This window comes from Ideonella sp., from assembly GCF_036277275.1.
GTDB lineage: Bacteria > Pseudomonadota > Gammaproteobacteria > Burkholderiales > Burkholderiaceae_C > Ideonella.
This window is the reverse complement of sequence record NZ_DASUNH010000068.1, coordinates 18,838-44,324: the sequence shown is the minus strand read 5'-3', so window position 1 is coordinate 44,324 and position 25,487 is coordinate 18,838. Positions and strand designations below refer to the sequence as shown.

The 25,487-nt window shown below is 66.8% G+C and carries 24 protein-coding genes; 9 read left to right on the top strand and 15 right to left on the bottom strand.

Annotated elements, in window-relative coordinates; all coding sequences use genetic code 11:
• Window positions 1–10 precede the first annotated feature (10 nt).
• Genes VFY73_RS12375 through VFY73_RS12365 form a run of 3 tightly spaced genes read right to left on the bottom strand, consistent with a single transcriptional unit; the run spans window position 11 to window position 2,846 of the window.
• Window positions 11–250 (bottom strand): hypothetical protein, encoded by a 240-nt coding sequence (locus tag VFY73_RS12375; RefSeq protein WP_329719094.1) that lies wholly within the window; start codon window positions 248–250, stop codon window positions 11–13.
• A 33-nt stretch (window positions 251–283) separates the two neighbouring features.
• On the bottom strand, window positions 284–1,594 hold the full coding sequence (locus tag VFY73_RS12370; RefSeq protein ID WP_329719092.1) for a peptidase inhibitor family I36 protein: 1,311 nt from the start codon (window positions 1,592–1,594) through the stop codon (window positions 284–286).
• Window positions 1,595–1,616: 22 nt separating this feature from the next.
• Window positions 1,617–2,846, bottom strand: coding sequence for a hypothetical protein (locus tag VFY73_RS12365; protein WP_329719090.1), 1,230 nt, complete (start codon window positions 2,844–2,846; stop codon window positions 1,617–1,619).
• Window positions 2,847–3,134: 288 nt separating this feature from the next.
• Here VFY73_RS12365 and VFY73_RS12360 point away from each other — a divergent pair, with 288 nt between their 5' ends.
• Both VFY73_RS12360 and VFY73_RS12355 read left to right on the top strand, forming a co-directional pair.
• Entirely contained in the window at window positions 3,135–5,486 is a 2,352-nt protein-coding gene (locus tag VFY73_RS12360; RefSeq protein WP_329719088.1) for a hypothetical protein, read from the top strand.
• Window positions 5,483–6,541 carry a TIGR03032 family protein gene (locus VFY73_RS12355; RefSeq protein WP_329719086.1) on the top strand — a complete coding sequence of 353 codons (1,059 nt, stop codon included), beginning with the start codon at window positions 5,483–5,485 and terminating at the stop codon, window positions 6,539–6,541. Before VFY73_RS12360 ends, VFY73_RS12355 begins: the two co-directional genes overlap by 4 nt.
• A 199-nt stretch (window positions 6,542–6,740) precedes the next feature.
• Here the strand turns inward: VFY73_RS12355 and VFY73_RS12350 are convergent, their stop codons facing one another.
• Together VFY73_RS12350 and VFY73_RS12345 are read right to left on the bottom strand one after the other, a co-directional pair.
• Entirely contained in the window at window positions 6,741–7,622 is an 882-nt protein-coding gene (locus VFY73_RS12350; protein ID WP_329719084.1) for a hypothetical protein, read from the bottom strand.
• Window positions 7,619–8,047 (bottom strand): GYD domain-containing protein, encoded by a 429-nt coding sequence (locus tag VFY73_RS12345; protein WP_329719082.1) that lies wholly within the window; start codon window positions 8,045–8,047, stop codon window positions 7,619–7,621. The genes VFY73_RS12350 and VFY73_RS12345 overlap by 4 nt, the downstream gene beginning before the upstream one ends.
• A 141-nt stretch (window positions 8,048–8,188) precedes the next feature.
• Between VFY73_RS12345 and VFY73_RS12340 the strand changes: the two genes are divergently transcribed.
• Window positions 8,189–8,797: an archease gene (locus VFY73_RS12340; protein ID WP_329719080.1), complete on the top strand. Its 609-nt coding sequence runs from the start codon at window positions 8,189–8,191 to the stop codon at window positions 8,795–8,797.
• Between the two features lie 65 nt (window positions 8,798–8,862).
• The gene (locus VFY73_RS12335; protein ID WP_329719078.1) at window positions 8,863–10,230 is read left to right on the top strand and encodes an RtcB family protein; all 1,368 of its coding nucleotides are present in this window, start codon (window positions 8,863–8,865) and stop codon (window positions 10,228–10,230) included.
• A gap of 208 nt (window positions 10,231–10,438) precedes the next feature.
• Here VFY73_RS12335 and VFY73_RS12330 read toward each other — a convergent pair whose 3' ends face one another.
• Window positions 10,439–10,984, bottom strand: coding sequence for an HPF/RaiA family ribosome-associated protein (locus VFY73_RS12330; RefSeq protein WP_329719076.1), 546 nt, complete (start codon window positions 10,982–10,984; stop codon window positions 10,439–10,441).
• Between the two features lie 643 nt (window positions 10,985–11,627).
• Here VFY73_RS12330 and VFY73_RS12325 point away from each other — a divergent pair.
• The 3 genes from VFY73_RS12325 to VFY73_RS12315 all read left to right on the top strand — a co-directional run bounded on the left by VFY73_RS12325 (window position 11,628) and on the right by VFY73_RS12315 (window position 13,506).
• Window positions 11,628–12,374, top strand: coding sequence for a hypothetical protein (locus VFY73_RS12325; RefSeq protein WP_329719074.1), 747 nt, complete (start codon window positions 11,628–11,630; stop codon window positions 12,372–12,374).
• Window positions 12,361–12,669, top strand: a complete 309-nt coding sequence (locus tag VFY73_RS12320) for a hypothetical protein (RefSeq protein WP_329719072.1) — start codon at window positions 12,361–12,363, stop codon at window positions 12,667–12,669. The genes VFY73_RS12325 and VFY73_RS12320 overlap by 14 nt, the downstream gene beginning before the upstream one ends.
• 354 nt (window positions 12,670–13,023) lie before the next feature.
• The gene (locus tag VFY73_RS12315; RefSeq protein WP_329719070.1) at window positions 13,024–13,506 is read left to right on the top strand and encodes a hypothetical protein; all 483 of its coding nucleotides are present in this window, start codon (window positions 13,024–13,026) and stop codon (window positions 13,504–13,506) included.
• A 272-nt stretch (window positions 13,507–13,778) separates the two neighbouring features.
• Here the strand turns inward: VFY73_RS12315 and VFY73_RS12310 are convergent, their stop codons facing one another.
• Entirely contained in the window at window positions 13,779–15,089 is a 1,311-nt protein-coding gene (locus VFY73_RS12310; protein WP_329719068.1) for a cyclase family protein, read from the bottom strand.
• A gap of 164 nt (window positions 15,090–15,253) precedes the next feature.
• Here VFY73_RS12310 and VFY73_RS12305 point away from each other — a divergent pair, with 164 nt between their 5' ends.
• Complete coding sequence (locus VFY73_RS12305) at window positions 15,254–15,550, top strand: helix-turn-helix domain-containing protein (RefSeq protein WP_329719066.1); 297 nt, start codon at window positions 15,254–15,256, stop codon at window positions 15,548–15,550.
• Window positions 15,551–16,190: 640 nt separating this feature from the next.
• Here VFY73_RS12305 and VFY73_RS12300 read toward each other — a convergent pair.
• The 7 genes from VFY73_RS12300 to VFY73_RS12270 form a co-directional block, all read right to left on the bottom strand.
• Window positions 16,191–17,216 (bottom strand): choice-of-anchor tandem repeat NxxGxxAF-containing protein, encoded by a 1,026-nt coding sequence (locus tag VFY73_RS12300; protein ID WP_329719064.1) that lies wholly within the window; start codon window positions 17,214–17,216, stop codon window positions 16,191–16,193.
• Between the two features lie 95 nt (window positions 17,217–17,311).
• Window positions 17,312–17,563 (bottom strand): GFA family protein, encoded by a 252-nt coding sequence (locus VFY73_RS12295; protein ID WP_329719062.1) that lies wholly within the window; start codon window positions 17,561–17,563, stop codon window positions 17,312–17,314.
• Window positions 17,538–17,924 (bottom strand): Rid family detoxifying hydrolase, encoded by a 387-nt coding sequence (locus VFY73_RS12290; protein WP_329719060.1) that lies wholly within the window; start codon window positions 17,922–17,924, stop codon window positions 17,538–17,540. Before VFY73_RS12290 ends, VFY73_RS12295 begins: the two co-directional genes overlap by 26 nt.
• An 85-nt stretch (window positions 17,925–18,009) precedes the next feature.
• Window positions 18,010–18,474 carry a GNAT family N-acetyltransferase gene (locus VFY73_RS12285; RefSeq protein WP_329719058.1) on the bottom strand — a complete coding sequence of 155 codons (465 nt, stop codon included), beginning with the start codon at window positions 18,472–18,474 and terminating at the stop codon, window positions 18,010–18,012.
• A gap of 50 nt (window positions 18,475–18,524) precedes the next feature.
• Complete coding sequence (locus VFY73_RS12280; RefSeq protein WP_329719056.1) at window positions 18,525–19,010, bottom strand: GFA family protein; 486 nt, start codon at window positions 19,008–19,010, stop codon at window positions 18,525–18,527.
• A gap of 78 nt (window positions 19,011–19,088) precedes the next feature.
• The gene (locus tag VFY73_RS12275; RefSeq protein ID WP_329719054.1) at window positions 19,089–20,273 is read right to left on the bottom strand and encodes a hypothetical protein; all 1,185 of its coding nucleotides are present in this window, start codon (window positions 20,271–20,273) and stop codon (window positions 19,089–19,091) included.
• Between the two features lie 121 nt (window positions 20,274–20,394).
• Entirely contained in the window at window positions 20,395–21,465 is a 1,071-nt protein-coding gene (locus VFY73_RS12270; protein WP_329719052.1) for a S41 family peptidase, read from the bottom strand.
• Window positions 21,466–21,629: 164 nt separating this feature from the next.
• Here VFY73_RS12270 and VFY73_RS12265 point away from each other — a divergent pair, with 164 nt between their 5' ends.
• On the top strand, window positions 21,630–21,986 hold the full coding sequence (locus VFY73_RS12265; protein ID WP_329719050.1) for a translation initiation factor Sui1: 357 nt from the start codon (window positions 21,630–21,632) through the stop codon (window positions 21,984–21,986).
• Window positions 21,987–22,075: 89 nt separating this feature from the next.
• Here the strand turns inward: VFY73_RS12265 and VFY73_RS12260 are convergent, their stop codons facing one another.
• Complete coding sequence (locus VFY73_RS12260) at window positions 22,076–25,363, bottom strand: amidohydrolase family protein (RefSeq protein WP_329719048.1); 3,288 nt, start codon at window positions 25,361–25,363, stop codon at window positions 22,076–22,078.
• Between the last annotated feature and the right edge of the window lie 124 nt (window positions 25,364–25,487).

The window sequence follows — 25,487 nt, the reverse complement described above, 5'->3', positions numbered from 1 at the left end:
GGGGCGTCGCTCAGGCTGAATCAGCTTCGAGCGCCCCCAGCAGGTTTTTCGTCTCGGCGGGCGGCGTTGAGGGGATTTCGCATTCTTCAAGCCCCGCGCGTACGACCGCGCAAGCCTGGGAGCTCACCGATGCCCACGGCATCAACAAGAAGGGGCGGATCATCGCCACCGGCAAGAACCGCATCGACGGAACGACCCGAGCCTTGGTGCTGATCCCGGCAGCCCGCTGAACTTCAGTGAGCGCGGGCATGGGGCGCGCAGGTGACGCGAAGCCGCGCCTTCGTCAATGCAGGATCAGCGGCGCCACTCCGTTGGCAAAGGGCCAGCCTTGTGCTTCGTCGCTGCCGGTTTCCCAGTCGAAGCCGCCGTGGATGGTCGGGTGGGCGGCTTCGACGCGGGTCCATGCATCGATCGCCTGGGCCTGGGTCATGTAGTTGGGCAGCGAGGTGTTGATGCCGAAGCCCACCATCACATGGGTCGGGCCGAGCAGGTTGACCCATTCCTGCACGCTGGTCACCACGTAGTCCGGGTCGGCCAGGCCGGGGCCGTCGTAGTACTGTGGGGCGCAGTAGTCCAGCGCGCCGGCGTTCAGCATGTCCTTGCAGAAGGTCTTGTCGACCGAGTTCCAGGGCGCCGGCGGGGCGCTGATGATGAAGCCCGGGTACAGGCGCTTGAGTTCCTTGCTGATCCAGATCATCTCGCCGGTGTCGGGCTGCTGGCTGCCTTCGAAGGTGTTCCAGTCCATGCCGTCGAAGCCGCCGAGCTGGTTGTAGATCGAGACGATGCTGTTGACGAAGGTCTGCGATTTCGTGCGGGTCGGGAAGCTCATGCCGTTGCCCGCGCCGCCGACGGTCAGCATGACCTTGCGGTGTTGCACGGTGCGGGCGTAGGCGATGTCCTCGTTCAGGTGCGTCGCGGCGCCGCGGCCGTCGCCCGGCGGCGAGTAGGTCACTGCGCCGGTGGTGCCCGGCGGGCCGCCCACGGGCACGGCGTGGAACAGGTAGACCAGGTTGTAGTTGAGCGGCAGGTCGCGCAGCCGCGGCGGCGCGGGGGTCCAGTTGACGTAGTAGCCGCCGGCGCGTTTGCCGCTGTCACCGCCATCGCCGCAGGTCGTGGGTGCCCAGTACCAGGTGCTGATGGTCGGGTTGGTGCCATCGGTGCCGTTGGCGGTGACGTTGATCACCTTGTAGTACTGGCCGTTCGGCTCGTAGCGCACCACGTCGCCCAGCCAGTAGTTCACACCTTCCTGCCAGCTGACCGCGTCGCACTTCTTGACCACCTTCAACGAGGTGGTGATGTCGTTGAAGTTCGCCCCGGCGAGACTGGCGGTGTGCACCTTCAGCGTCAGTGAGCGGCCACCGTACTGCTTGTTCTCGAACAGTGTGGCTTCGTAGCCGGCCGCGACCTTGACCGACGAGGTCTTGTCGTTCCAGGTGTCCCGCAGCTTGGGCGTGTCCGCACTCTTGCAGTTGGGCGTGCCGCCGAAGTTGGCGTTCTTGTACAGGCATACCGGGCCGTTGGCTGCGGCGTGGGCGGCGGGTGCAAGCCAGGCCATGGCGAGCGCCAGGCCGATCTTGATCAGGTGTCTGTTCATCGGAGGCTCCTGTCGACGGGGTTCAGTTCGGAACGTGGGGCGACCGCGGGCCGGCCCAGAGGTTGGGCACGTCCTGCTTGTTGGTGCCGGGCGCAGGCGAGGGCTGGTGGGCGGTGAAGTCGCCGCCGCTGGTGCCGACCTGCGGGAACAGCACGCGCTGCGAGTAGTCCATCTTCATCAGCTCGACCGAGCCGGTGGCGCGGATCGAGTAGCTCTGCCCAGGGGCCACGTGCACCGCCGCAGGCAGCGAACATTTGCGAAAGCCGTGGCCTTGTGACGGCGTGCAGCTGGCTTGCTGGCCGGTGTCGAGGTTCTTCAGTGTCAGCGTGCCGATGCCGGTTTCGCCCGCGGTGTAGCCGCCGACTTCGGTGAGATCACGCTCGACCTTGGCGTTGGCATAGGCGACCGTGCAGCCCACGCAATCCACGCTGTAGGCGTAGTAGGGCTGGCCGGGCGCCGTGTTGCCGTTGGTCAGCCGAAACCCGTACTGCGGCAAGCGGATGGCGGGGTGGTTGATGTCGTCGTCGTTGATGTAGGACGGGTACTGGCCGTTGGCCTTGCCATAGCGCCACGTGCTGCCGCTGTCTTCTGACCAGGCCACGTGCTCGCGCGGGTCGAGCGACATCACCGCGCCCTTGGCATAGCGGCTGAGTTCGTTGCGGCCGTGCGGGCCGGCGAGCGCGGCGTCGCCGATCGGTGCATTGAACGAGAAGAAGTTGCGCGCCGGGTCTGCGTGCACGTTGCTGACGATCAGGCCGTACATCCGGCCGGCCTTCAGCGTGGCCTGCAGCGACGCCCACACGAGCACCGGGATCTGGTCGTTGACCTCGGCCTTGGCCTGGTCGTGGCGTGTGCAGCCATTGACCGTTTCGGCGTCGATCGTCTCGGCGGGCAGGCCGGTGGCCTTGTCGATGCGGACCAGGCGCACCTGCATCAGCCCGCCGTCACCCGCGCCGTAGCCGGCATTGCCGGCGTCCCAGCAGTTGGCGCCACGCAGCTTGAAGCCGAAGTAGACGCGGTCGACGGTCATCGTCGCGCGTGGCACGAAGCGCAGCAGCGTTCGGTAGTTCGCGGCCTTGAGCGGGGAGTCGTTGACGTTCTCGATGCCGATCGACAACGCGCCGGCGCGGCCGCCGGCAGCCAGCGCCGGGCTGATGGCGCCTGCGGCCAACGTGAAGGCGGCGGCGCAGGCGAGGGGGATGATGCGCGCAGACGCAGCCGAGCGGGCCGCGCGGGTGTCCAGCCGTTTCATGCAGTGCTCCTCCGGCCCCCTTTTGCCTCGAACGGGCGTGTCGGGTTCCCGCTCGGTATTCTGGTTGAAACCGCTTTCTGGTGGCTTGCGGGCTCGCGCTGTTTGGTAACCAGGCGTTCAGGTTCCATCTCATCGGCGCCTATCAACTGTTGGGTTAGGCAACGCAAGGGTCAATCGCTGGACGGCGCGGGGCGCTGGTGCTACGTTGCGCGTTTCACGGTGAGCCGGTCCGTCAGCGGGCCGGTGCCGCGCGGGGCGGTTGTCGTGCTGCACCAGGGAGACAACGCGATGGGTACCTCTCGAGATTCCAGCCCGGCTCGGCACCTTGGGCAATCGGGGCCGGCCGTCGCCTTGACCGCGGTGGCGTTGGCCGCAGCCCTCGGCTGCGCACCGGCAGCCGCCAGGCAGGCCGCCGCGTCGCCGCTGGGGCCCCGGCCGATGGTCGTCAAGAACATCGCGCTGAAAGACATTGCGACTGGCCGAGGCGGCTTCATCATCGGTGGCGGCGTTCCTCGCGCGGCGTTCAGCGGGTACAGCGTCGCTGGCGCGGGTGATGTCAACGGCGATGGGCTGGATGACTTGATCATCGGCGTGCCCGGCGACGGCCCCGGTGACTACGACGAACGCATCGGTGCGAGCTACGTGGTGTTCGGCAAGCCCGATACGCAGCCTGTCGACCTGGCTGCGGTGGCTGCCGGCAACGGCGGGTTCGTGATTCGCGGCGAAGGCGTGAACCTGGGCAGCGGCCGGTCGGTGGCCGCGGCTGGCGACGTCAACGGTGATGGCCTGGCGGATCTGCTCGTCGGCGTTGGCGTACGCTTCGGCAGGCCCGACCCGGCGGATCGCAGCTATGTCGTGTTCGGCAAGGCCGATACCGCGGCTGTCGAGCTGTCGGCGGTGGCGGCTGGGCTGGGCGGCGGCTTCGCAATCCACGCCGGTAGCCCCAACACCGCGAGCGGCTTCGCCGTGGCTCCGGCGGGCGACTACGACGGCGATGGGCTGTCGGATGTGGCCGTTGGCGTCCGCTACGAGCGCATCGGGCAATCGAACATCGGCCGCAACTATGTCGTTTTCGGCAAGACGGGCGTGGCGCCGGTCGAGCTGTCCGCCATTGCGCAGGGCCAAGGCGGCGTCATGATCAATGGCGAAGCCCAGCACGCCGGCAGCGTGATGGCCGGCGCGGGCGATGTGAACGGCGACGGCCTGGCCGACCTGGTGATCGGTGTCCCGACGCTCAACCGCGGCGCCGGCCGCAGCTATGTGGTATTCGGCCGGCCCGGCACCGTGCCGATCGACCTGGCCACGGTCGCCACCGGCGTCGGCGGCTTCAAGCTCGAAGGCTGGGACGAATACGACGGCAGCGGCACCAGCGTGGCGGCCGCCGGCGACATGAACGGCGACGGCCTGGCCGATGTGCTGATCGGCGCGCCGGGCAACTACTGGAAGTACGGCCGCTGGGCGCGGGGCTTCACCTATGTCGTCTTCGGCCGCACGAGCACCGAGGCGGTCCAGCTGCGCGACTTCGAGACCGGTGCGGGCAACGGGTTCGTCATCGCGGGTGAAGCCATCCGCTACGACTACAGCGGCCAAAGCGTTGCGAGCGTCGGCGACATGAACGGCGACGGTCTGTCCGACGTGCTGATCGGTGCCCCCGGCGCCGACTCGGAGCCACCGACCGATGGCTACTACGGCGGCCGCAGCTACGTGGTGTTCGGCAAGACCGACCCGGCACCGCTCTGGCTGTCTTATGTGACCGGCGGTGCCGCAGACGGCATCACGATCTTCAGCGAAGGCCACTACGGCGAGATGGGCACGAGCGTGGCGTGCGCCGGCGATGTGAACGGCGATGGGCTGATCGACTTGATCGTCGGTGCGCCCATGCGCGACCTGCCCAACGCGGACACCGCCGGACGCAGCTACGTGGTGTTTGGCGGAACCACCGCCGCCTTCAAACCGTTGGCCTTCGACCAGATCGGCGGCCCGACCGACGACACGTTGACCGGCGGCCCAGTGCGCGAGTCCTTGGCGGGCGGGGCCGGCAACGACGTGCTGATCGGCAATGGCCGCGCCGATGTGCTCTACGGTGGCCCCGGCGACGACACGCTGGTGCTGGACGCCAGCAACGTCAAGGCGCTGCGATCCCCCTTGGGCGAGGGCGGCAACAACGTGCAATTGGCCCGCATCGAGGGCGGAGCCGGCTTCGATACGCTCAGCCTGGCGGGAGCAAATGTCACACTGAACCTGCGCGACGTCTTCAGCCAGGGCATGAGCATGCCGGGCAACGCGTCGCGCATCGAATCGATCGAGCGCATCGACCTGACCGGCGGCGGTGACAACCAGCTTCGCCTGGGCGTGGCCGATGTGCAAGACATGGCCGGCATGAACCTGATCAACGCCGGCAACCAGGCCGCGCTCGGGTGGACGAACGGCAGCCACAAGTTCAAGCAGACATCGCGCCGCCACCAGCTCGTCATCGACGGCGACGCCGGCGATTCGCTGGCCGCCACCTGGCACGGCTGGAAGGACGCGGGCACCGTCTTCCACGGTGGCCAGGCCTACACCGTGTGGAACAGCGTCGCCGGCCGAGCGCAGCTGCTGATGAACCAGCGCGTCCAGCCTGCGTCACACACCCCGCCATGACCGCTACCGTTGCTGCGCCCGCCCCGGCGCTCGAGATCACCACCTCGCGCCAGATGCTGGCCTGGATGGCGCAGCAGCGGCTGTCGATTGCGCTCACGACCTACCAGATCGGCAAGCTGTTCCTGCTCGGGCTGAAGCCCGGCCGGGAGCGAGACCTGTCCGTCTTCGAGCGCAGTTTCAACCGCTGCATGGGCCTGTGCCCGGCCGACAACGGCTTCTACATGAGCAGCCTTTACCAAGTCTGGCGCTTCGTGAACGTGCTGCAGCCGGGGCAGACGCAAGATGGCTACGACAGGCTCTACGTGCCCCAGCTGGGCAACACCACCGGCGACCTCGACATCCACGACATGGCGGTCGATGGGGAAGGGCAGCTCGTCTTCGTCAACACGTTGTTCGGCTGCCTCGCGACGCTGAGCGACACCCACAGCTTCAAGCCGATCTGGCGCCCGCCCTTCGTCAGCCGCCTGGCGGCCGAAGACCGCTGCCACCTCAATGGCCTCGCGATGAAAGACGGCCAGCCGGCCTATGTGACCGCCGCGAGCACCAGTGACGTGGTGGACGGCTGGCGCGAGCATCGCGCCAACGGCGGCGTGGTGGTCGACGTGGCGAGCAACGAGACCGTCGCCCGCGGCCTGAGCATGCCGCACTCACCGCGCTGGCACCGCGGCAAGCTGTGGGTGCTGAACTCAGGCACCGGCGAGTTCGGCCACATCGAGCTCGACACCGGCCGCTTCGTGCCCGTGGCCTTCTGTGCCGGCTACCTGCGCGGCCTCTACTTCGTCGACGACTTCGCGCTCGTCGGCCTTTCGAAGCCCCGCGACAACAAGACCTTCAGCGGCCTGCCGCTCGACGAGCGCCTGCGCGAGCGCGGCGCCCAGGCCCGATGCGGCATTCAAGTGATCGACCTGCGCACCGGCGACGCCGTGCACTGGCTGCGCATCGAAGGCATCGTCGACGAACTCTACGACGTGATCCCGCTGCCTGGCGTGCACACGCCGATGGCGCTCGGGTTCAAGACCGACGAGATTCGGCGGGTCGTGAGCGTGGAGGAATGAGACCCAGAAGGCGATGACGGCCCGGGGCTCGCACCGCAATGGGGCCGGGGCGGTGGTACGGGTTGCCCGACCGATGACCGTAGCCCTTCGGTGTGCGTGCAGCTCGGCCGCCGACAGCACGCTTCAGGTGCGACGCGTGGAGGCGGCGCGGGCCGACGCTCCCGGAACCCACGGGACGGTGCTTGTCATCGGGACAGCCTCAGCCGGGGCCGTCCAGAGGGACGAGGCCGCAAGGCGTATAGCGCCAAGCGCCGCGTGCGTGAGGCGACAGCGAGCGAGCCGCGTCCAGCATCAACCGTGCCGTGAATGCGATCGGGTCCAGTCTCGCTTCGAGAATCAGGCTGGCGTGCGGCCCGCCCACGCCGTCGCCCAGACGCTCGACCAGCACGCCCCGGTTCTCTTGCTCCAGCGCGGCGAGGTCGTCGACCGGTAGCACCTGCGTCGGTTCGTCGGCGAACAGCGGATCGCCCTCGATCTGCTGCCGCACGCGCTCGAGGTCGCCGCCGCGGGACAGCTCCACATAGACGTAGCGGTGCGTGCCGCCGTCGGGGTCACGCAACTCGCTGCACAGTGCGCCACGAACTCCGGCGACGTTTTCAGCGGCTGCGGTATGGTGAAGTGCGGTTCCCACGCGCCGCGTCACCTGCGAGTGCCCCTTCGGGATCAGCAGCTCGAACAGGCGCTGGAGCTGAGGCAGCAGCCCCGGATCCCACCCGGCGCCGACCACCGCGCCCACGCGATAGCGCTTGGCGAGATGGGCGATTTCATCGTGATGCGCCCGCAGCGCCCCGTCCGCCAAGTCGGCGCATTCGACGAGTCGCACGCGCGACTGCAGCAACTCGCGGGCCACGCCCGGAGCAGCTTCGCTGCGAACGCACAGCAGCGCCGCGTCGATCGCCTCCAGCTCGCTCACGTGCCCCACGCAGGGCACGCCACGAATGGGGCTGGAGCTTGCGGCGCCAAGGGCGTCCGCCCTGCGCACGATGCCCGCCAGCGCCAATTCAGGCGCATCGCGCAATGCCTCCGCGCACGCCTTGCCGAGCCGACCCCAGCCGATCACGGCCAAGCGCAGGCGTGTCATGCGCTGCGCGGCCTGGAGGCGTCTTCGGGCAGTTGCTGCACCACATTCTTGAAGTCTTGCCACGCCAGCGCGGGCCAGACCTGCGAATGCGCCCGCCCGTAGCTGCGCACGAGCACCGACACGCGTGTGGCCGACTCGACATCGGGTGCCTCGAACACGTCGATGTAGTCGCAAGGTCCGAGCACGGCATAGCTCGAGATCCACTTCACGTCGGGACAGTGCTCGCGGAGCTGGTCCGCGACATGGCGTTCCAGCGTCTGCAGCGACTTCGGTTGGTGCAGCGCATCGGCCGACACCTGGGTTTGCATGATGAACAGCGGCACGACGAGCTCCTGCAAAGGGTGGCAATACGCGTCCAGCTTAGGCTCGGGCAAAGCCTCTTCTTTGCGCTGGCTCAATCGGTGCCCGAAGCTTCGCGCCAGCATGGCCGTATCGGTGGCATTTCAGGAGGACGGCGGTGAGCGAGACAGGCAGCGTCGGCGTCGTCACGGGCTGCTCCGGCGGGCTGGGTGAGGCGATCTGCAAGTGCTGCTGGGCGGGCCCGGCGAGTTGACGCGGATTGTTTCGTGCCTCGCGCCACCGCAAGCGGCCATCATCACCGGAGCCAAACCGTCGATCAACGGCGGGCAGCATATGTACTGAAGCCGCGCAACGCACACTGGCTGCTCATACCAACGGGGCTCGCCGCCGGTCGGCCCGACGCACTCGAACCCGACCCGGAAAGGCAGCGCGGCCCCACCGACATGGAACTCGCCATGCACGACCATTGGGAACACTTCGAGCACGGTGCCGACGTCGGCGTGCGCGGTTTCGGGTTGACCAAGGCTACCGCATTCGAACAGGCCGCTCTGGCGCTCGTCGCCGTCATCACCGACCCGAGCCGCGTGGCCATCAAGCAGACCGTGTCGATCGCCTGTGAGGCCGCGGACGACGAGTTGCTGCTGGCCGCCTGGCTCAACGCGGTGGTCTTCGAGATGGCGGTGCGCCGGATGCTGTTCGGGCGTTTCCACGTGGAGTTGCTCGACGGTCGGCTGCAGGCCACCGCCGCGGGAGAGGCGACCTCGATCGAGCGACACGAGCCTGCGGTGGAGGTCAAGGGAGCCACCTACACGACGCTGCGCGTAGCGCGCACCGGCGATGGCGGGTGGATGGCACAAACCGTGGTGGACGTTTGACCATGAACATCGACGCTCTCTTGCAACACGGGCCTTGTGAATGGCGAATCGCCCCGGCGGGAAGGATGAATGTCCCCGTGGTCATCTACGCCACCGAGGCACTGGTGCGCGACATGGACGAGAAGGTGCGCGAGCAGGCGCTCAACGTCGCCTGCCTGCCCGGGATCGTGCGCGCTTCCTACGTGATGCCCGATGGGCACTGGGGGTATGGATTTCCGATCGGCGGGGTGGCGGCCTTCGACGCCGCGCATGGCGGCGTGGTGTCCGCCGGTGGCGTCGGGTTCGACGTGTCCTGCGGCGTCCGCAGCTTGCACACTGGGCTCCACCGCGACGACGTGATGCCCGTGCAGCGCGAACTGGCCGACGCACTCTTCAGCCACATCCCAGCCGGCATGGGCAGCCGCGGGGCTATCCACCTCAACCAGACGCAGATGCACGACATGCTGGTCGGCGGCGCGAAGTGGGCGGTCGAGCGCGGCTGGGGCTCGGCGGCTGACCTCGAGCGCATCGAGGAGCATGGACAGATGCTGCACGCCAAGCCGTCCTTCGTCAGCGACATGGCGAAGAAGCGCCAGTGCGACGAGATGGGCACGCTGGGCAGCGGCAACCACTACCTCGAAGTACAGGAGGTGACCGACACTCACGAGCCCACGATTGCCGAAGCCTACGGCCTCAGGCGCGGCGACATCGTCGTGACGATCCATTGCGGCTCGCGCGGCCTCGGCCACCAGATCGGCACTGACTACTTGCGCATGATGGTAGAAGCGGCACCCGCCCATGGCCTCACCTTGCCCGACCGCGAGCTGGCTTGCGCGCCGCTTCGCTCTGAGCTGGGCCAGCAGTACCTGGGCGCGATGCGCGCAGCGATCAACTGCGCGCTCGCCAACCGGCAGATCCTCACTCACCTGGTGCGGCTGGTGTTCGCACGCATCATTCCGAAGGCGCAGATGCCGCTGCTGTACGACGTCTCGCACAACACCTGCAAACTCGAACGGCACCGGGTGGACGGAGAGCTGCGTGAGCTCTTCGTGCACCGCAAGGGTGCCACGCGCGCCTTCGGCCCGGGGCACCTCGACCTGCCCGAGCCCTTGCGCATCGCGGGGCAACCGGTGCTGATCGGTGGCTCGATGGGCACCAGCTCGTATGTGCTCGCGGGCACGCGCGAGTCAGAGTCACTCGCCTTCTCGTCGGCCTGCCACGGCGCGGGGCGCGCAATGAGCCGCCACGAGGCGCTCAAGCACTGGCACGGCCGCCAGGTGGTCGACGATCTGGCGGCGCGGGGCATCATCGTGAAGAGCGCCTCCTCGCGCGGCATAGCGGAGGAAGCACCCGGCGCGTACAAGGACGTCGCGGCCGTGGTCGACGCGGCGGATGAAGCCGGGCTGGCGCGCAAGGTCGCCCGCCTGCAGCCGCTGATCTGCGTGAAGGGATAGGGCGACGCGCCTTGGAGACGATCACCCTGCTCCTCGCGGGCGACGTCATGCTCGGCCGGGGCATCGACCAGGTGATGCCCGAGCCGTTGCCGCCCGTGCTGTACGAACCCTGGATGCATGACGCACGCGAGTACATGCGACTCGCGGAGAAGGCCAACGGGACCATGCCGGCGCCGGTGGTGCCCGCGGAGTTCGCTCTGCCCGGCGCTCAGCCGGCGTGGTGCTTGCCGATGCTCACGCGCTTGGCCTGCCGGCCTTGCGCCGCCACCTCTGGAATGAACTGGACCTCGGTGCCGAGCTGCAGATGTTCGAACGGCACGCCCGCCACGTTGTCGGCGTCGAAGTAGTACTCGTCCCCCTCGGGTGTTCGGATGTAGCCGCATTGACGCTCGTCGCCGAAACGGACCACTTCGCCGTGCAGGGGAATCGGATGCTGCTTCTCCTGTCCGCGCCTGCGCCGCACCGCATCCTCCAGTTGGCGTTTCATGTCGTCGAAGGCTTCGCGCAAGGCGACGTACACGTCTTCGTCGTGTACCCGGTCGACGCTGAGCTCGTGGTCCGGCAGCGTCAGGTCCACACGCACGGCGAAGGGCCGTCCCTGATGCTGGTGCTTGTGCGTCTGCTCGATGCTCACCCGGCACGACATGATGTCCGGGCAGAATACGTCGAGCTTGCCGGCCTTCCTGCGCGCAGCCGCCTCGACGGCGCCCGACGCTGCCATACCGAGGAAGCGGATCTGAAGCGGTTGTTTCATGGCGATGCGTTCCCCTCAGGCCTCGCGGCCCGGATACCCGACAGCTGGTGCCAACGTGATGCGCTGCGTCACCGCGAGGCCCAACACCTTCGCAAGTCGGTGGCGGTCGACATTCGGCGCGTCGACTGTGACGTTTTCGTGTTCCAACGTCGCCCGCGCCAGAGCCTGCCCGGGCGAGCTTGAATCCATTCAAGTGTCCTGGGGTTGAGCAAGCGCAAGGTTCTCGCGCGCGCACCGCCGGCACTTCGTGGCCAGGCTTGCGGGAGAGCGGTGGCCATGGACATGTCGGTTGTCGCGTTGATCGATGGCACAAACCATGTTCGATCTGGTCGGAAGGCCCGAGATCCCGTCGATCGTTGGTGAAGCCAAGCAACGGTTTGATCGAGTGCCGGGACGGCGGACAGCGGATCGCGACGTCTCAGTGAGGCGCGGCCAGGTGGATCTTGTTCACCACCCCGAGCATGCCGATAGAGCGTGCGCACGACGCCTCTCGGCGTCATGGCGCTGAGGGCCGGCGGCCTCAACTCCAAGCCCGCCACGACGCGGGTTCCGCTTCAAGGCCGGAAGGCGGCTGGCTTCGTGCAGCGGGCATGACGCACGCCTGCCACTGCGCCGGACGCGGATGCCGGTTGTGAGGGTTGGATTGATCTACGTCACCTTCGGCTCGCCTTTGCCGCACGATGCTTCACTCCATCGATGTGCTCTGAGGCGCCGCAATGGCGGCAGGCTCTACAGCGCTGCCTGGCGCGGATCGAAAGGACTGAAGGTGGACGTGAACCTCGTCATGCCGTTGCTGGTGGCAGCTTGCTTGCTGCTGGTTCCTCTCATGCCCGCGGCCGTGCTCTACCTCATTCTCACGCCGCGACGGGGCCGGGGCGCCGGCGACGCAAACGTCGCCAGCGGCGAAGCCGAGGCCGGCCGGCTGAAGTTCCGCTTCAACGTGGTTGGCTCGACGGCAACCTACGTCATCCTCCTCGGCGCGGCCACCTGGATCTATCGCGACAGCGAAGCGATGCGGCTCGAGGAGGCGCGGCAGCGCGCGGACGCGATCAGAGAACAGCAGGCCTGGCTGGTCGAAGTGCCGGTCTACCTGCGCTCGCCTGGCGGCGAGGTGATACCGGCCAACATGGGTGAGATGCAGCAGGTGCGGGTGGAGCTGGAGCCGAGCCTGACGCTCGCATCGTCCAACGCAGTGCAGTTCTGGGTCATTCCAAACAACGGCAAGTTTCCAACCGCACGGCTCAGCTTGTCGCCGCTCAGCACCAGACCCGAGATCCTCGACTTGAACGACATGCGCCGCATCCAGCACGACTACGCGGGCCGGAAGATGAGCGGCATCGCGCCCGTGTGGCTCGAGATCGGCAGGAGATATGGCAATGAGAATCCATAGGATCGGCGTGGCCGTGCCCCTCATGCTGGCCTCGACAGTGGCGTGGGCCGTCAACGTGCGCGGCAGGGTCGACTTCGTCACCCCCGGTGGGTCGTTTCCGATGAACCAGGCGTTCGTGGAGTTGTGCTTCGCGCCGACGAACCAGTGCCTGAGCTATCGCACGGGTTACGACGGGATGTACTACTTCAATGCCGTGCCCGGCCCGCACTACGTTCGCATCAACGGGGCGATCCGCCATCAGCTGGACATTCCGAATGTGCTGGCTTTGGACATCCCGCCGCTTCGGGGCAACTAGGGCCTGCTAACACTACGGAGACCCGATGCGTTGCCACCAGAACAAGTCGAGCGCAAGGCACAAAACGAAGCCGGGGTGCGGCCTTGCAGGCCGCGACCTCGCAGCGCTCGGTCCCTTCGCCTGGCAGGACCAGTCCCCAGGACTGCTCCTGTCCGGGCTCAGCCCCGGCGAGGCTTTGCAACGCCGCGGTCGGCTGTTCTGGTGGCAACCCTTCGGGAACGGGTCGTACAGGGCGCATGGCGTCGTTGCCCACCTTGCCCAGGCTCGAGCCTTGGCGGCGGCGGACGCCTTGCCCTGCATCCCTGGACGGCCCGTTCGCACGGGCCTCCGTAGTGTTGACAGGCCCTAGACATCATGGTCTTCCGCGCGGTGGCATCGTGGTTGGCGGCGGCGGCGGCGGCGGCGGCTGGCGCGGCGCCATCGGCGCCGCAGGTCGCGGCGTCGGACGCGGCATCGGTTCCCGCGTCTGCGGCGACCGGTTCGCAGGGTTGCGTCAAGAGCGTCGCCGGCGCGCAGTTCCTGGCTGCGTCGCAGGCGAGGGGACTCGTGCCGGTGTCGGATTGCCTGCATGTCGACTTGGTCGCCAACCGTTTCTTTGCCCCGCCAGCGACGGCCTGCAATGTCACGTTCGCCTCGAGGGCCTGGCTGGACTCTGGCTGGGAGTTCGTGCGGCTGAAGGGCTTGGGGGGCTTCACCTCCCGCCACGAGGATGGCGCGTTGATCGTGACGATCGAGGCCCAGGGCGGTTTCTCGGCCACCGAGTTCACGCTGCGGTCAAAGGAGCCGATGCCCTCGGACGACTGCAAGGCGGCCGGGCTGGGCGACATCTTGAAGTGACCGGGCCTCAGGCCGCCCACGGCATCATCATCGTCAGCAGGACCTCGCCGTGCACTGGCTGCGCATCGAAGGCATCGTCGACTAACTCTAGGACGTGATGTGATCCCACTGCCCGGCGTGCACACGCCGATGGCGCTCGGGTTCAAGACCGACGAGATTCGGCGGGTGGTGGGCGTGGAGGATTGAGGGCGAAGCGCCGATGCCGGTCTGGGGGTTGTCGCTCAGGTACGGCGCGGGGTCTCTTCCTGGCTGTGCGTGGGTGAACCGCACCGTCACTGCCGACGCAACGAGGCGCCTTCGGCGTAGGCCGGTCGGCGCTGCGGCTCACACAGGTCGCTGCCCTGCGGCCGAGGACCGAGCCGGAGTTGACCGGCCTCGATCCGGACCAGGTCATACTCGCGCGGGCACTGGCTTGCCGGGGGCACCCGGAGCACTGCGCAGCCGCCGCGGGTGACGTCCTGCGACTGGCCGGCCTTCCACGGGGCGTCGCCGCAGCGGGCCGCCGTCAGGGTGGCGGCCACATCTTCCGTCAAGGGGGTCAGGGAGCGTCGCTCGAAGGAGAAGTCCGCTTCCACCGCCTCGGCCAGGGGAAGCGCCCTGCCCAGGGTGTACGACCCTTCGTTGTGGCCGCGCACCAGCGGGACCTTTCCCCGGGCGTCGGCGAACACGGTGAACGCCACCGACCAGCGGTTGGCATCGAACTGGAAGGTCCGGGTCAGGTGGGTGGTGCGCGGCCCCGGCGTCGTCTCGACGCCGGGGCTGCTCCAGGTGCCTGCCATGGCAAGCGGCCGTGCAGACACCTTGGGCACGAACGCGAGCACCCGTGCCGGGCCCCCGGTCGCGCCACGGACCTTGGGCGCACCGATGAACAGCGTGGCGCCCTGCGGCGGCAGCAGGTCCAGATCCTTGAGGGCCTCCAAGGCCCACTTGCCTGCGCCCAGCAACTCGCGGTGCGCTGCGTAGCTGCCGTCAATGCCGACGTCGAACGAGATGGTGTCCACGGCAACACCCCAGATGTCTCTTTGTCGAACCAGAAAGCGCACAGCGTCCGGGCCAAAGCCAGGGAAGTGCTTCACATGCCCCTCATCCAGGCCGATGAAGGACGCTTGCCCGATCTTGCGATCCCAACCCGTGTACAGCGCCACCGCCGCGCCTGCGGGAATGCGCCCGTGCTCGCGCTCCCAGCGCAAGATGTCCTCGGGTTGGATCACCGCGTCGCGGTCGAGTGCGCTTTGGCGACGGAAGTCGATGACGACCACGGGCACGACCAGGGCCTGTGCCTGGAGGGCCTCCAGGCTGCGTCCGCCCGCACTGAAGTGGCTCGGGGCGTCGATCTGGGTGCCGATGTGTTCGTGGATGCGCCAGGCGTTCGCGGCCACGCCCATCTTCTCGATCGTGGCGATCGGCTCCAGCGCGAAGCCGAAGGTGACCCCGGGCACGGGGATGTAAGGGAAGTCCTGATCGAGCGTGTGCGTGAGGTCGATGATGTCCGAGCGCGCCACCAAGTCCGCGAGCGCATGGGTGGAAGGCGGCGCGCTGGAGGCGGCGCAACCCGACAGGACCACACAGGCCAGCACGGCCATGAAGCGACGATACTTGCTCGACATAGAACCCTTGGGTGATTGGACCGAGCAAACTCTACGGGCGAGCACCTACCGCTTCAATGACTGACATCGATGTAAGCAGTCCGAGTTTGAGTAGCTTGGGCGAAGGATCCAGCGTCGACAAGATGCACGACTGTCCCGTCATGACCACCGTGGAGGTGATCGGCGGTCGATGGAAGCCGCGCATCCTTTGGCACCTGCGAAAGGGCGACGCCGGCTTCGGCGAGCTGCAGCGCGCCACCGCTGCATCCGAACGCATGTTGAGCCGCAGCCTGCGCGAGTTGGAGACCCATGGGGTCGTCACGCGCACGGTCGTGCCCGTGGGCAAGGTGATCACCTCCCAGTACGCGATCTCCGACTACGGACGCAGGCTGGTGCCGGTGCTCGATGCGATGGGTGAGTGGGGGTTGCAGCATCAACGCCGAGACGATCGGGCCTAGACAGACCGTCAGTCGGCCTTACCCAACCGGAGCCGCCCGCACATGATCGAACGTCCTGTCCAAGCTTTTGCCGACAACCCGAAGTGGGGCTTTTGCTACTACCAGTTTTCGTACTTCGACCATGCCACGGGCGATTGTCCAGTCTCTTCTGCTCGAAGTGATGCATGCGCGCGCGCTGGCGCGCAGCGCGACGGATCTTGTGGCTCAGTACAGCCGCGATCCCTTTTGTGTGCCTGCACCCGTCGACCTGCGTGCGATGCTGGCCATCGACAGCCACCTGCTGGCGGCCGCAGAGCGCTTCGAGGCTGTCGAACTCTCGCCGGTCGCGCCTATCGGAACCTGCTCGGTCGTCGGCCCGACTCATCAGAATCGTGTCCTCTCGGCGCCGCGCGCGACCGAAGTCGTGTCGGACCCGACGAACGTTCTTGCGCTGGAGTGCGCATTGCGGTTGCGGGCGCATCCGGCGGTGGATGTCCACCTCGCCACGAGCCAGCGTGTCGTTCGCGCACAACCTGTTCCAAAACAGCCGGGATATGCCCAGCACTTTCGCCTGTTCGTTCTCGGAAGTGCGGGCATTGAGCGCAAGGATCATGCCTTCACGATCGAGACGATCGCCCTGCAACGCACACCAACGCGTACCTCACACCACCGGGTCGCCGCGCAAGATGAATTGACGTCGATCGTCGAGCGCGACGCGGATCGCCAGCTGACCGAGTCCGTTGATGGAAACGGGATTCAATGCGAAGTCGACAACGGTGGCGCCGAAGACGGTGTCGCCAAGGCCGAGGATCCTGTGCCGGATCGGATCGATACCCGTATAGATGCCGAGTTGTCCGCCTGCGGGCGTTCCGTAGAAGGCGACAGGCCCGGCGTTGTTGATCAGGACGCCGCGAAAGCTCTCGAACCCTGCTTCAGCGTCGACCACGCACGCCAGCCGGCCTGAGGCTGCGGTGAATATCCCCCAGACACCGGAGGCTCGCCTGGCTGCAAATGCGACGTCTGCGCGGTCGTTGATGATTGGAAAGCGCGCGATCGCCACGAAATCGTTGCCCGTCAACGCGATGGCGGCACATTGATCATCCCGATGGACGAAGATGCCTTGCCGACCGTCGGGCAGATCCGCCCGGAACGCGACATGCCCGTCGTTGTTGACCACGGGTAGACCTTCGAACCGGCTGAACCGATCGCCTGCTTCGGCGATGGCTTGGAACTGGGTGCCACGCCACACACGAATGCATGCCCGTCCGTCTTGCGACGTTCCACGGACGGCCACGTCGTCATGCTCGTTCATGGTCGGCCCCATCGGGCCGATCTCGTTGAACCAGTCCAGCCCATCCGTGGCCGCCAGGCTGCCATCGGGGCGCATCAGCAGCACGGCCGCCTCACCGCTCTTCAGCGTCGCGTAGACGGCGAGCTTGCCTGCCTGGTTGATGTCGGGGTGGCTCGAGAACAAGCGCGCCGGACAGGCGGTGGACGCGGTCACGGCGACCTCGGTGATGAACGTGCCGTCGCTCGTGAAGACGCCGCTGTGCCCATCGCTCAATGTCGCCTGGAAGGCAACGACCCCATCGTCGTTGATGGCGGCCACGTAGGGCGCGAAATCGTTGAACCGGCCGTCATTCGTGGCGATTCGCGTCCACGTGTAGGGCCTGAACTGCAGTGTCATGCCTTCCTTTCGACTGCAACGTGTCGCCGGTGCCGCGCATCGGCGGTGGGGCTTCGGTTTCCAGGAAACGCCAGGGTGGTCAGCTGGCTGCCCGCTCAGCGGATGTGCTCGGCGTCGGCTGGAGGAATGACCCAACCGTGCATTCGCTCCTCGTGGACGGAGACGATCGGCACCGGGAAGCTCTCGGCGAACTCCCCGACGGGGATGGCAAGGTACTCCTCCCATCCCTCGGGCTCGTAGTAGACGGTAGAGCCGCAGTGGGGGCAGAAGTGGAATCTGACGCGAGAGCCTTGATCAATGCCAGGAGGGAAGCGTTGGCCGTCACGTCTTGAGTACGGCGATGGCATTCATCGTGAGCAGTGCACCCGCCTTCGGGAGCGACGCGATCCCGATGACCGTTCGCGCTGGATACGGCTCGGCGAAGAACTCGGCATAAGCCCGATTCATTTCCGGGAAGTCGGCGACGTTCACCAGATTGACTTGGACGTGGACGATGTCGTCGAGCGTTGCGTCAGCCGCGGCAAGCATCGACTGGAAATTCTTCAGTACCTGTTGGGTTTGCAGGTATGCATCGTTGCCGGCCAGTTGACCCGTATTCGGATCGACGCCAGGCGTTCCCGAGATGAAGACCTGGCCTCCCGCCACGACGGCGTGGCTGTAGGGGCCGATGGGCTGGAAGAGATGCGATTCAACGAGTGATCTTGGCATGTGGTGAATAGGGATGGTCGATGTTGGCGCGTGAAGACCGGTTATGAACGTCCCCTTGGCTGTGGGGGGAGGCTGAATCTGCCGCCTACAACGTGAGTGCCAGGAACCTGGTGCCGGGAATCGGGTTGTGGCTCACCGCCTCGGCGGGCGAGAAGCCGAGGGACTCGTAGAGCTGCTGCGCGGCAACGAACTCCGGCAAGACATCCAGGCACATGGTGGAGTAGCGCTCACCCCGGGCTTCACGGATCATGTACTCGACGAGCTGCCGGCCGATGCTGTTGCCTCTCGCGCCAGGACGAACATAGACCCGCTTGAGTTCACAGGCGGAGCCGTTCACACGGCGAAGCGCGGCACAGCCAACGACCGCACTCTGCTGCCAGGCAAGAAGAACACGACCGTCTGGTTCGGCATATTTGCCCGGCAGGTCTGCAAACTCGCTCTCGTAGTCTTGGAAGTCGAGGCTCACGGTGGGGCTGGCGACGTACTCACGAAAGATGGAGATGACCTCATGGACATCGGCAGGGAAGCGAGCGCGAAGAATGGTGGTCACGTGTAGGGCAGCCGGAGTCGAGGTGAAGGGCGCGCGCGCCGGGGTCGGCATCACGCCATGTGCTCGATGTCTTTTGGCATCTGCACCCAACTGTGCATCCGATCCTCGTAGACGGAGAACGATGGAGCAGGAAAGCCTGGATCTGCGAATGCGCCAACGGGGATTGCGATGAACTCTTCTCGACCTGCCATTTCGTAGAAGACCGTCGATCCGCATTGGGGACAGAACGTGAAGGTGATTTCGGTGCCTTCGTCACCAGTTCGAAGAAACCGCGTTCCCTGGCCGGAAATCTGCACGGCCTCCCTTGAGAACCGAGCCTGCGCACCAAAGACACTCCCGGTGCGGCGCTGGCATGCAAGGCAATGGCAGACAGATACCCGGATTGGATCCGTGCTGACCTTGGCTTCAAGTTGTCCGCAACAACAGGAGGCGATTCGCTTTGTCATGGTGACGATTCCGACGAAGTCTGAGGCGTGCGCGTCAGTGTAGATGCCGATCGGCTGCCGTCGTCGCACCCAAGGCAAGGTCGTGATCAAGGTCAGATGACTCGCTCGACGACTGACGCAGAGCAAGGCGGCACGGCCCAGCGGTGCTCCTCGCCTGCTCGGCCGCGACTACTGCAGCTTCTGTGCGCCTTTGAGAATGGCCCGGATCATCGGTTCTGAATAGAACTCGCCACTGCTTTCACTGCTTTCCATCATGGCGCGCCACAGCGGCACCGGGGCCAGCGCATACCCATGGAAGCGTTTGAATCCGCAGGCGTAGAAGCCGCGATAGACCGTCTCATCGCCCTTGAGGTGATCGCACTCCTTGAGCAGGTCCTGCGCGTGCTGGTCGCTCGCTTCTTCAGTGAGGATGCCGGTCGCGCGCACGGCCGCCAGCATGAGCGCTTCCGCGCCTCCTTCGTGGATCCAGGCGGCGTCTTCACCGATGCCGCCGCGCTTCAGATTGATCTGCCACAAGTGCGCCATTTCATGCGCCACCAGGCGCGCAACATAACTGCGCTTCTTGGGATGGTCGTCGACCAGGCCGCTTCCCTGTAGGCGATAGGCGAGGCCACCACCGGCGACACCGCCCTTGAAATTGAAGCTGCTGGGCCCGTCGAACCCGACCAGCGCCACCGCCACCAAGGGCGTATCGATCAATTTCCGCTGGAACGCCTGTTCATAGAACTCCGACACCTTGGCGGTCGTCTGCTCAAGCGTTTCGCGCAGCCAGGCCGGTGTTTTCGGGTCGATGATGACGTTCACGTTGCCCATGCGGACCGGTTTGGCCGGCCCGAAGTAGGCATAACCCATCAGTTCGGTGCCAGGCTTGCCGGGCGCGATCACTGTTTCGCCGGGCAAGCCATTCAGATGCAGTGCAACCTCCATGGTGCGCTTGCGCTCGGCCTGGGTCAGCCTGCCATGCAGGAAGCCGACATGGAAGTCCCAACCGCCGTCGGAAAAGCGGTCGATCGGTGAATACTGCGCCTCGGTGAAACCATCGTAGGCGCTGATTTCCACACTCAGCCTGGTCACCGGCACGGCGCTGCGCATGGCGTCGTTGCCCTGATGGGTGACCAGCTCTACCCCCGGTGTCAGGGGCCGCCATGCCTGCTTGCGGTACGGGCCGACTTGTGCACCCAAGTCAACGGCGGTGACCGGCTCGGCAAACACGTAGTCGGCGCGCCATTTGTCGGCAGCGATATGGGTCAGCGTCAGCTCGGTGCGCAAGGGCGCCGGTGCGACGGCATGGCTGGTACCAGCCAGCATGGCGAGCGCGGCGCCCGCAAGCATTGGAATCGACGACAGCTGCATGAGGGACGGTTGCTTTGCAAGACGGTCGGGACTGGGAGGCAAGGCCCCATACCCCGGTGATGGGGCGCGCCTGGGCCAGACGGCGGGCGCGCTGTGGTTCGGCGACCGGGATGTCGCGGCGCTACTTCACCGCGACCTTGCCTGCCAGTTCGTCCAGCCGCCGCTGCAACGAGGCCTTGCGGCGCGGGTTCTGCTCGCGCTCCAACATGCCCTGCAGCAGCCGGGACTGCGCCACGTCCAGTGCCCGGGCCTGGTCCACCACCACATCGGGCTGCACGCCGCTTCCTTCCCAGTTGGTGTGGGTGATGGGGCTGACGGCGCGGCCGGAGGGCACGAACATCTCGAAGTGCGCCGTCAACGGGCGCATGTCGCCCGGGTTGGCGCCACCGCCGGTGACTTCGCCAACCAGCGTCGCGCGCTTGAGATTCTTCAAGTCGTAGGCGAACTCCTCGCCACCGGAGAAGGTGGCGCCCGACGTGAGCACATAGACCGGCTTGGCCTGGCCGAAGCGCTTGCCCGGCACCCAGTCGTGCGTCCAGTACTGTTCAGTGCGCCCGCCCTCGCGCCATTGGAGGTCGTTCAGGTGCGTGCGTTCGTCGAACAGGTAGCTCAGCGCAAAAGCTACCGTCGCGGGCTCGCCGCCGTGGTTCTGGCGCAGGTCGATGATCAGCGCGTCGGTGTTCGCGACCAGGCTCATCGCGGCGGCGATGGTGTCGCCTGCATCGGCCAAGGTGGCGAAGCCATGCAGATCGACATAGCCGATGTTGAACGGCAGCCGCTCGACGCGCTCGACGCCGAAGTTGTGCTGCCGCTCCATCTCGCGTTGCGCGGCTTTCGCCTCGGCGCCGAGTGCGGCGTCGCCGCCCGGCGGCAAGGGCTCGGCGCTGTAGCCGACACGGATGTGCTTGTCGCCCGTGATTTTGACGAGTTCATCGGTCAACGCCGCGGCCAGGGCGTCGCCGTCAGCCGCTTGGTCGAACGCTTTGGCCATCAGCTTGCTTTTCAAGCCGGCCTCGACCTTCTTCGCCACCTCGGGGAAGACGTAGTGGCGGTTCATCTGCCCGATCACCGCCTCGACCACCTGGGGTGGTTTGACGCCGTCTGCGGGCGGGTGCGCAGCCTGTGCGGATGCCGCGCCAGCCAGACTGAGGACGGCAAGGGCGATGCGGCCAAGAAGGAAGGTGGATTTCATGGGTCGACTGGGGACAGCATGTTGCGAAGGCCTGGACTGTCGTTGCATGCCGATCGGCCCGCGAGCCCGCTGCGACGGACTGCACCGCCGGCCCACCCAGCCGCCTGGCGGCGCGACAGGACGGGTTCGCGCGAAGCGCCGCGGGCAAGGCGACAATTCGCGCCATGAAGCCACGCACCACAGGCGGCCTTGTCTATTCCACCGATGGCGGGCGGATGTGCCCGGCGTGCCGGCGTCCCGTGGCGCAATGCGCCTGCGCCGCCGCCCCGTCGCCGCGCGGCGACGGCATCGTGCGCGTCAGCCGTGAGAAGCAGGGGCGCGGCGGCAAGACGGTGACTGTCGTGCGCGGGCTCGATCTTGGCACCGACGACCTGGCAGCCTACGGCCGGAAGCTGCGAAGCGCCTGCGGCAGTGGCGGCACCGCGAAGGACGGCGTCGTCGAGGTGCAGGGTGACCATGTCGAGCGGGTGATGGCGCTGCTCCAGGCCGACGGGCGCACGGTGAAGCGCGCCGGCGGCTGAGCGGGTACCGAGGGCACCACCATCTGACGCCGGATGCGCCAGGCCGGAGCGCGCCCAGGTGCAACCTCGCCTGCGGCCGGCGCCCGCTGTCAGTCCTCGCCGTGGCTCGATGACTCGATGTCGACCGGCATGCCGGTGCCGGCGCTGCCTTCGAAGAAGAAGGTCTTGCGTGACTTGGCTTGCGGCCAGACCTCGTTCAGGGTCGGCACGTCGAACAGCCGGCCGTTCTGCATCACGTGGCTGATCTGGTCGCTTTGGCGGATGTCGGCCAGCACGTCGCCGCGGATCATCACCAGGTCGGCCAGCTTGCCGGGCTCGATCGAGCCGAGGTCGCGGTCCAGGCCCAGGTAATGGGCGGGGTTGATCGTCGCGGTGCGGATGGCCTCGAGCGGGCTCATGCCACCCAGGCCGAACATCCACATTTCCCAGTGCGCGCCCAGCCCTTCACGCTGGCCATGCGCGCCGATGTTGACCTTGACGCCCTGGCGCTGCAGCTCGGTCGCGGTCCGGGCCACGCGGACGACGTTGTAGTCTTCTTCCGGTGCCATCGGCCGGCGCACGCTGCGTGATTCGAGTACGGTGCGCGGCACGAACTTGCTGAGCAGCGGGTGCTTCCAGACGTCGGTGTGGGCATACCAGTAGTGCTCGCCGTCGAGGCCGCCGTAGGCCACGTTCAGCGTCGGCGTGTAGCCCACACCGGTTTGCGGCCACAGTTGCTTGACGTCGTCGTAGACCTCGGCGATCGGCAGCGCATGCTCGATGCCGGTGTGGCCGTCGATCACCATGCTCATGTTCAGCTGGAACATCGAGCCGCCCTCGGGCACCACCATCATGCCGGTCTGGCGCGCGGCCTCCAGCACCTGCTGGCGCTGTTCGCGCCGCGGTTGCTGGTAGCTCTTGACGCTGATCGCGCCTTCGGCCTTCTGGCGCTTCAGGTGGGTCAGGGCATCGTCAAGGCTGTTCACCACCGCCGTCACGCCGGCCTTGGCGCCGTAGAGGATCGAGCCGGTCGAGTAGATGCGCGGGCCGACCACCAGGCCGGCGCGCTGCAGCTCGGCTTGGGTGAACACCTCGTCGTTGCGGTTCGACGGGTCGTGCACGGTCGTCAGGCCGAAGGCCAGCGACGCGTAGTTGATCCAGCTCTGCTGCGGGACGATGCCCGAGTCGCCCATCGGGCCGTGCCAGTGCACGTCGATCAGGCCGGGGATGATGGTCTGCCCGCGTGCGTCGACCTGGCGCGCGTTCGGCGGCACCTGCACCTGCGCCGCCGGGCCGACCGCCTTGATGCGGTTGCCTTCGACGACGACCACGCCGTTGTCGATCACCTCGTCGCCCTTCATCGTGGCGATGCGCCCGCCGACCAACGCGATCGTGCCCTGAGGCTTGTCGGTCTTCTGGTTGAAACCGATCCGCACGCCGTTCTCGGCCGGTTTGTAGCCGGGTGTCTTGTCGGTGCCGGGGGCGAACGCGTCGGCCAACGCGGTGGTGAACAGCTCATCGCCGATCGTGAAGTGCAGTCGCTGGCTGTCGCCGCTCCAGTGCATGGCCAGGCCGGCATTCACGTCGAGCTGGCGAACCGGGAACGACTCCATCTTCGGCCCGACGGTGACGGGCTTGCCGGTGCGCGGCAGCGGCGTCACATAGGCATGGAAGCGTTCGGCGAAACCGAGCCACTTGCCGTCCGGCGAGACGGCGTAGTCGGAGACGAATTCGCCGTTCGCGACCTCGGTCTCCTGCCGATCGTCGAGATCGATGCGCACCAACTTGCGCTTCAGATCGACCTCGTTCGTGATGCTGAAACGCGAGACGTAGACCTCGTCGTTGCGCTCGCCGAACTGCGGTGCTTCGCCTTCCTTTGTCAGCCGCCGAGGCGTGCCGCTGCCGTCGCTCCTGACGAGGTAGACGCCGGTCTCGAGCGCGTGCCACGGCGAGGTCAGCATGCCAGGCTTGGCCTTCACGTAGGCCACGGTCTTGCCGTCGGGCGAGAAGCGCGGCTCCACGTATTTGCCCGGCGCGGTGGTCAGCACCGTCTCGCGGTTGGTGTCCAGCTGCAGCTTGCGCACCGAGCCGAGTTGATCATCGTTCCAGGTGACGTAGACGAGTTCCTTGCCGTCGCGCGAGAAGCTGGGCGAGAACTCGAAACGGTCGTTGGTGGTCGTCAGCCGGTAGGGCTTGCCGTTCGGCAGGTTCTTCGCATACAGGTGGCCGAGCGCCGAGTAGACGACACGCGAGCCATCGGGCGACACGTTGACCGAGCCGAGCTGGTGCACCGGGAATTCGTCCGGCGCCACGGTCTGCATCACGCGCTGCGCGGTGCGCAGCTCGCGCGTGTCTTTCACGTGGAAGGGGATGTCGACCGCGGTGTTGTTGAAGGGGTCGATGCGCCACAGCTTGCCCCGCGCCCACGAGACGATCGAGCGCGAGTCGGGCGTCCAGGCGAAGGCCGGGTAGACACCGTAGACCGACCAGGCCTCTTGCAGGTCACGCTCGAGCCCGGGCCATGCGGCGCGCTCGACGCCCGTCGTCAGGTCTTTGACGAACAGCGTGCTCTGGTTGCGCACCCGGCGCACGAAGGCCAGCCACTTGCCGTTGGGCGACGGTGTCGGGCGGATCGCGCCGCCCGGGCCTTGCACGAAGGGTTCGACCGAGCCGTCCGACAGATCCTGGCGGAAGATCTTGAAGATCTCCTTGTTCGAGTCCTTGTTGTACTCGAAGGTCTTGCCCGGCGTTGCGTCGTGCGAGTAGTAGAGAAACTTGCCGTCGGGTGACAGCGCCGGCTCACCGAGGTCTTTCTGCCAGTTCGGCTTCTCGTTCAGCGCCACGCCCTTGCCGCCGCTGACGTGGTACAGCCAGATCTCGCCCGAGCCGGCCGAGCGGGTGCCCGTGTAGTGCTTGCGTGCGGCGATGTACTGGCCGTCCGGATGCCAGACGGGGTTGTTCAGCAGCCGGTAGTCTTCGGTGCTGACCGCGCGCGCATTGCTGCCGTCGACGTCCATCACCCACACGTTGTCGCCGCCGCCGGCATCGCTGATGAAGGCGATCCGCTTGCCGTCGGGCGAGAAGCGGGCCTGGTGCTCCCAGGCGATCGAATGCGTCAGCGGCTTGGCGTCGCCGCCGGCGATCGGCAGCAGGTACAGGTCACCCAGCAGATCAAAAACGAGGGTCTTGCCGTCGGGGCTGACGTCCACGCTGATCCAGGTGCCGGTGCGGACATCGATCTCGGCGATGCGCGCTTCGCCCGGCGGCTGGTTCACGTTCCAGGGGGATTTCTTCGTGGTCGTGTCTGCGGCCTCGGCCGCCATCACGGCGGGTGCAGCGAACAGGCTGGCAATCAACAGGGCCAGCGGGGCAGGGCGGCGGTTGAGGACAGTGAACATGGCGACGCAGAAAAGTGAAGCCGCGAGCATAGGTGCGCCATTGCGTTTGCCGCGGCCAATTCGTCGCTGGGTGCCTAGGGTTTCACCTAGCCCATCCCCTGTCACTGCAGAGACACTGAAGGGC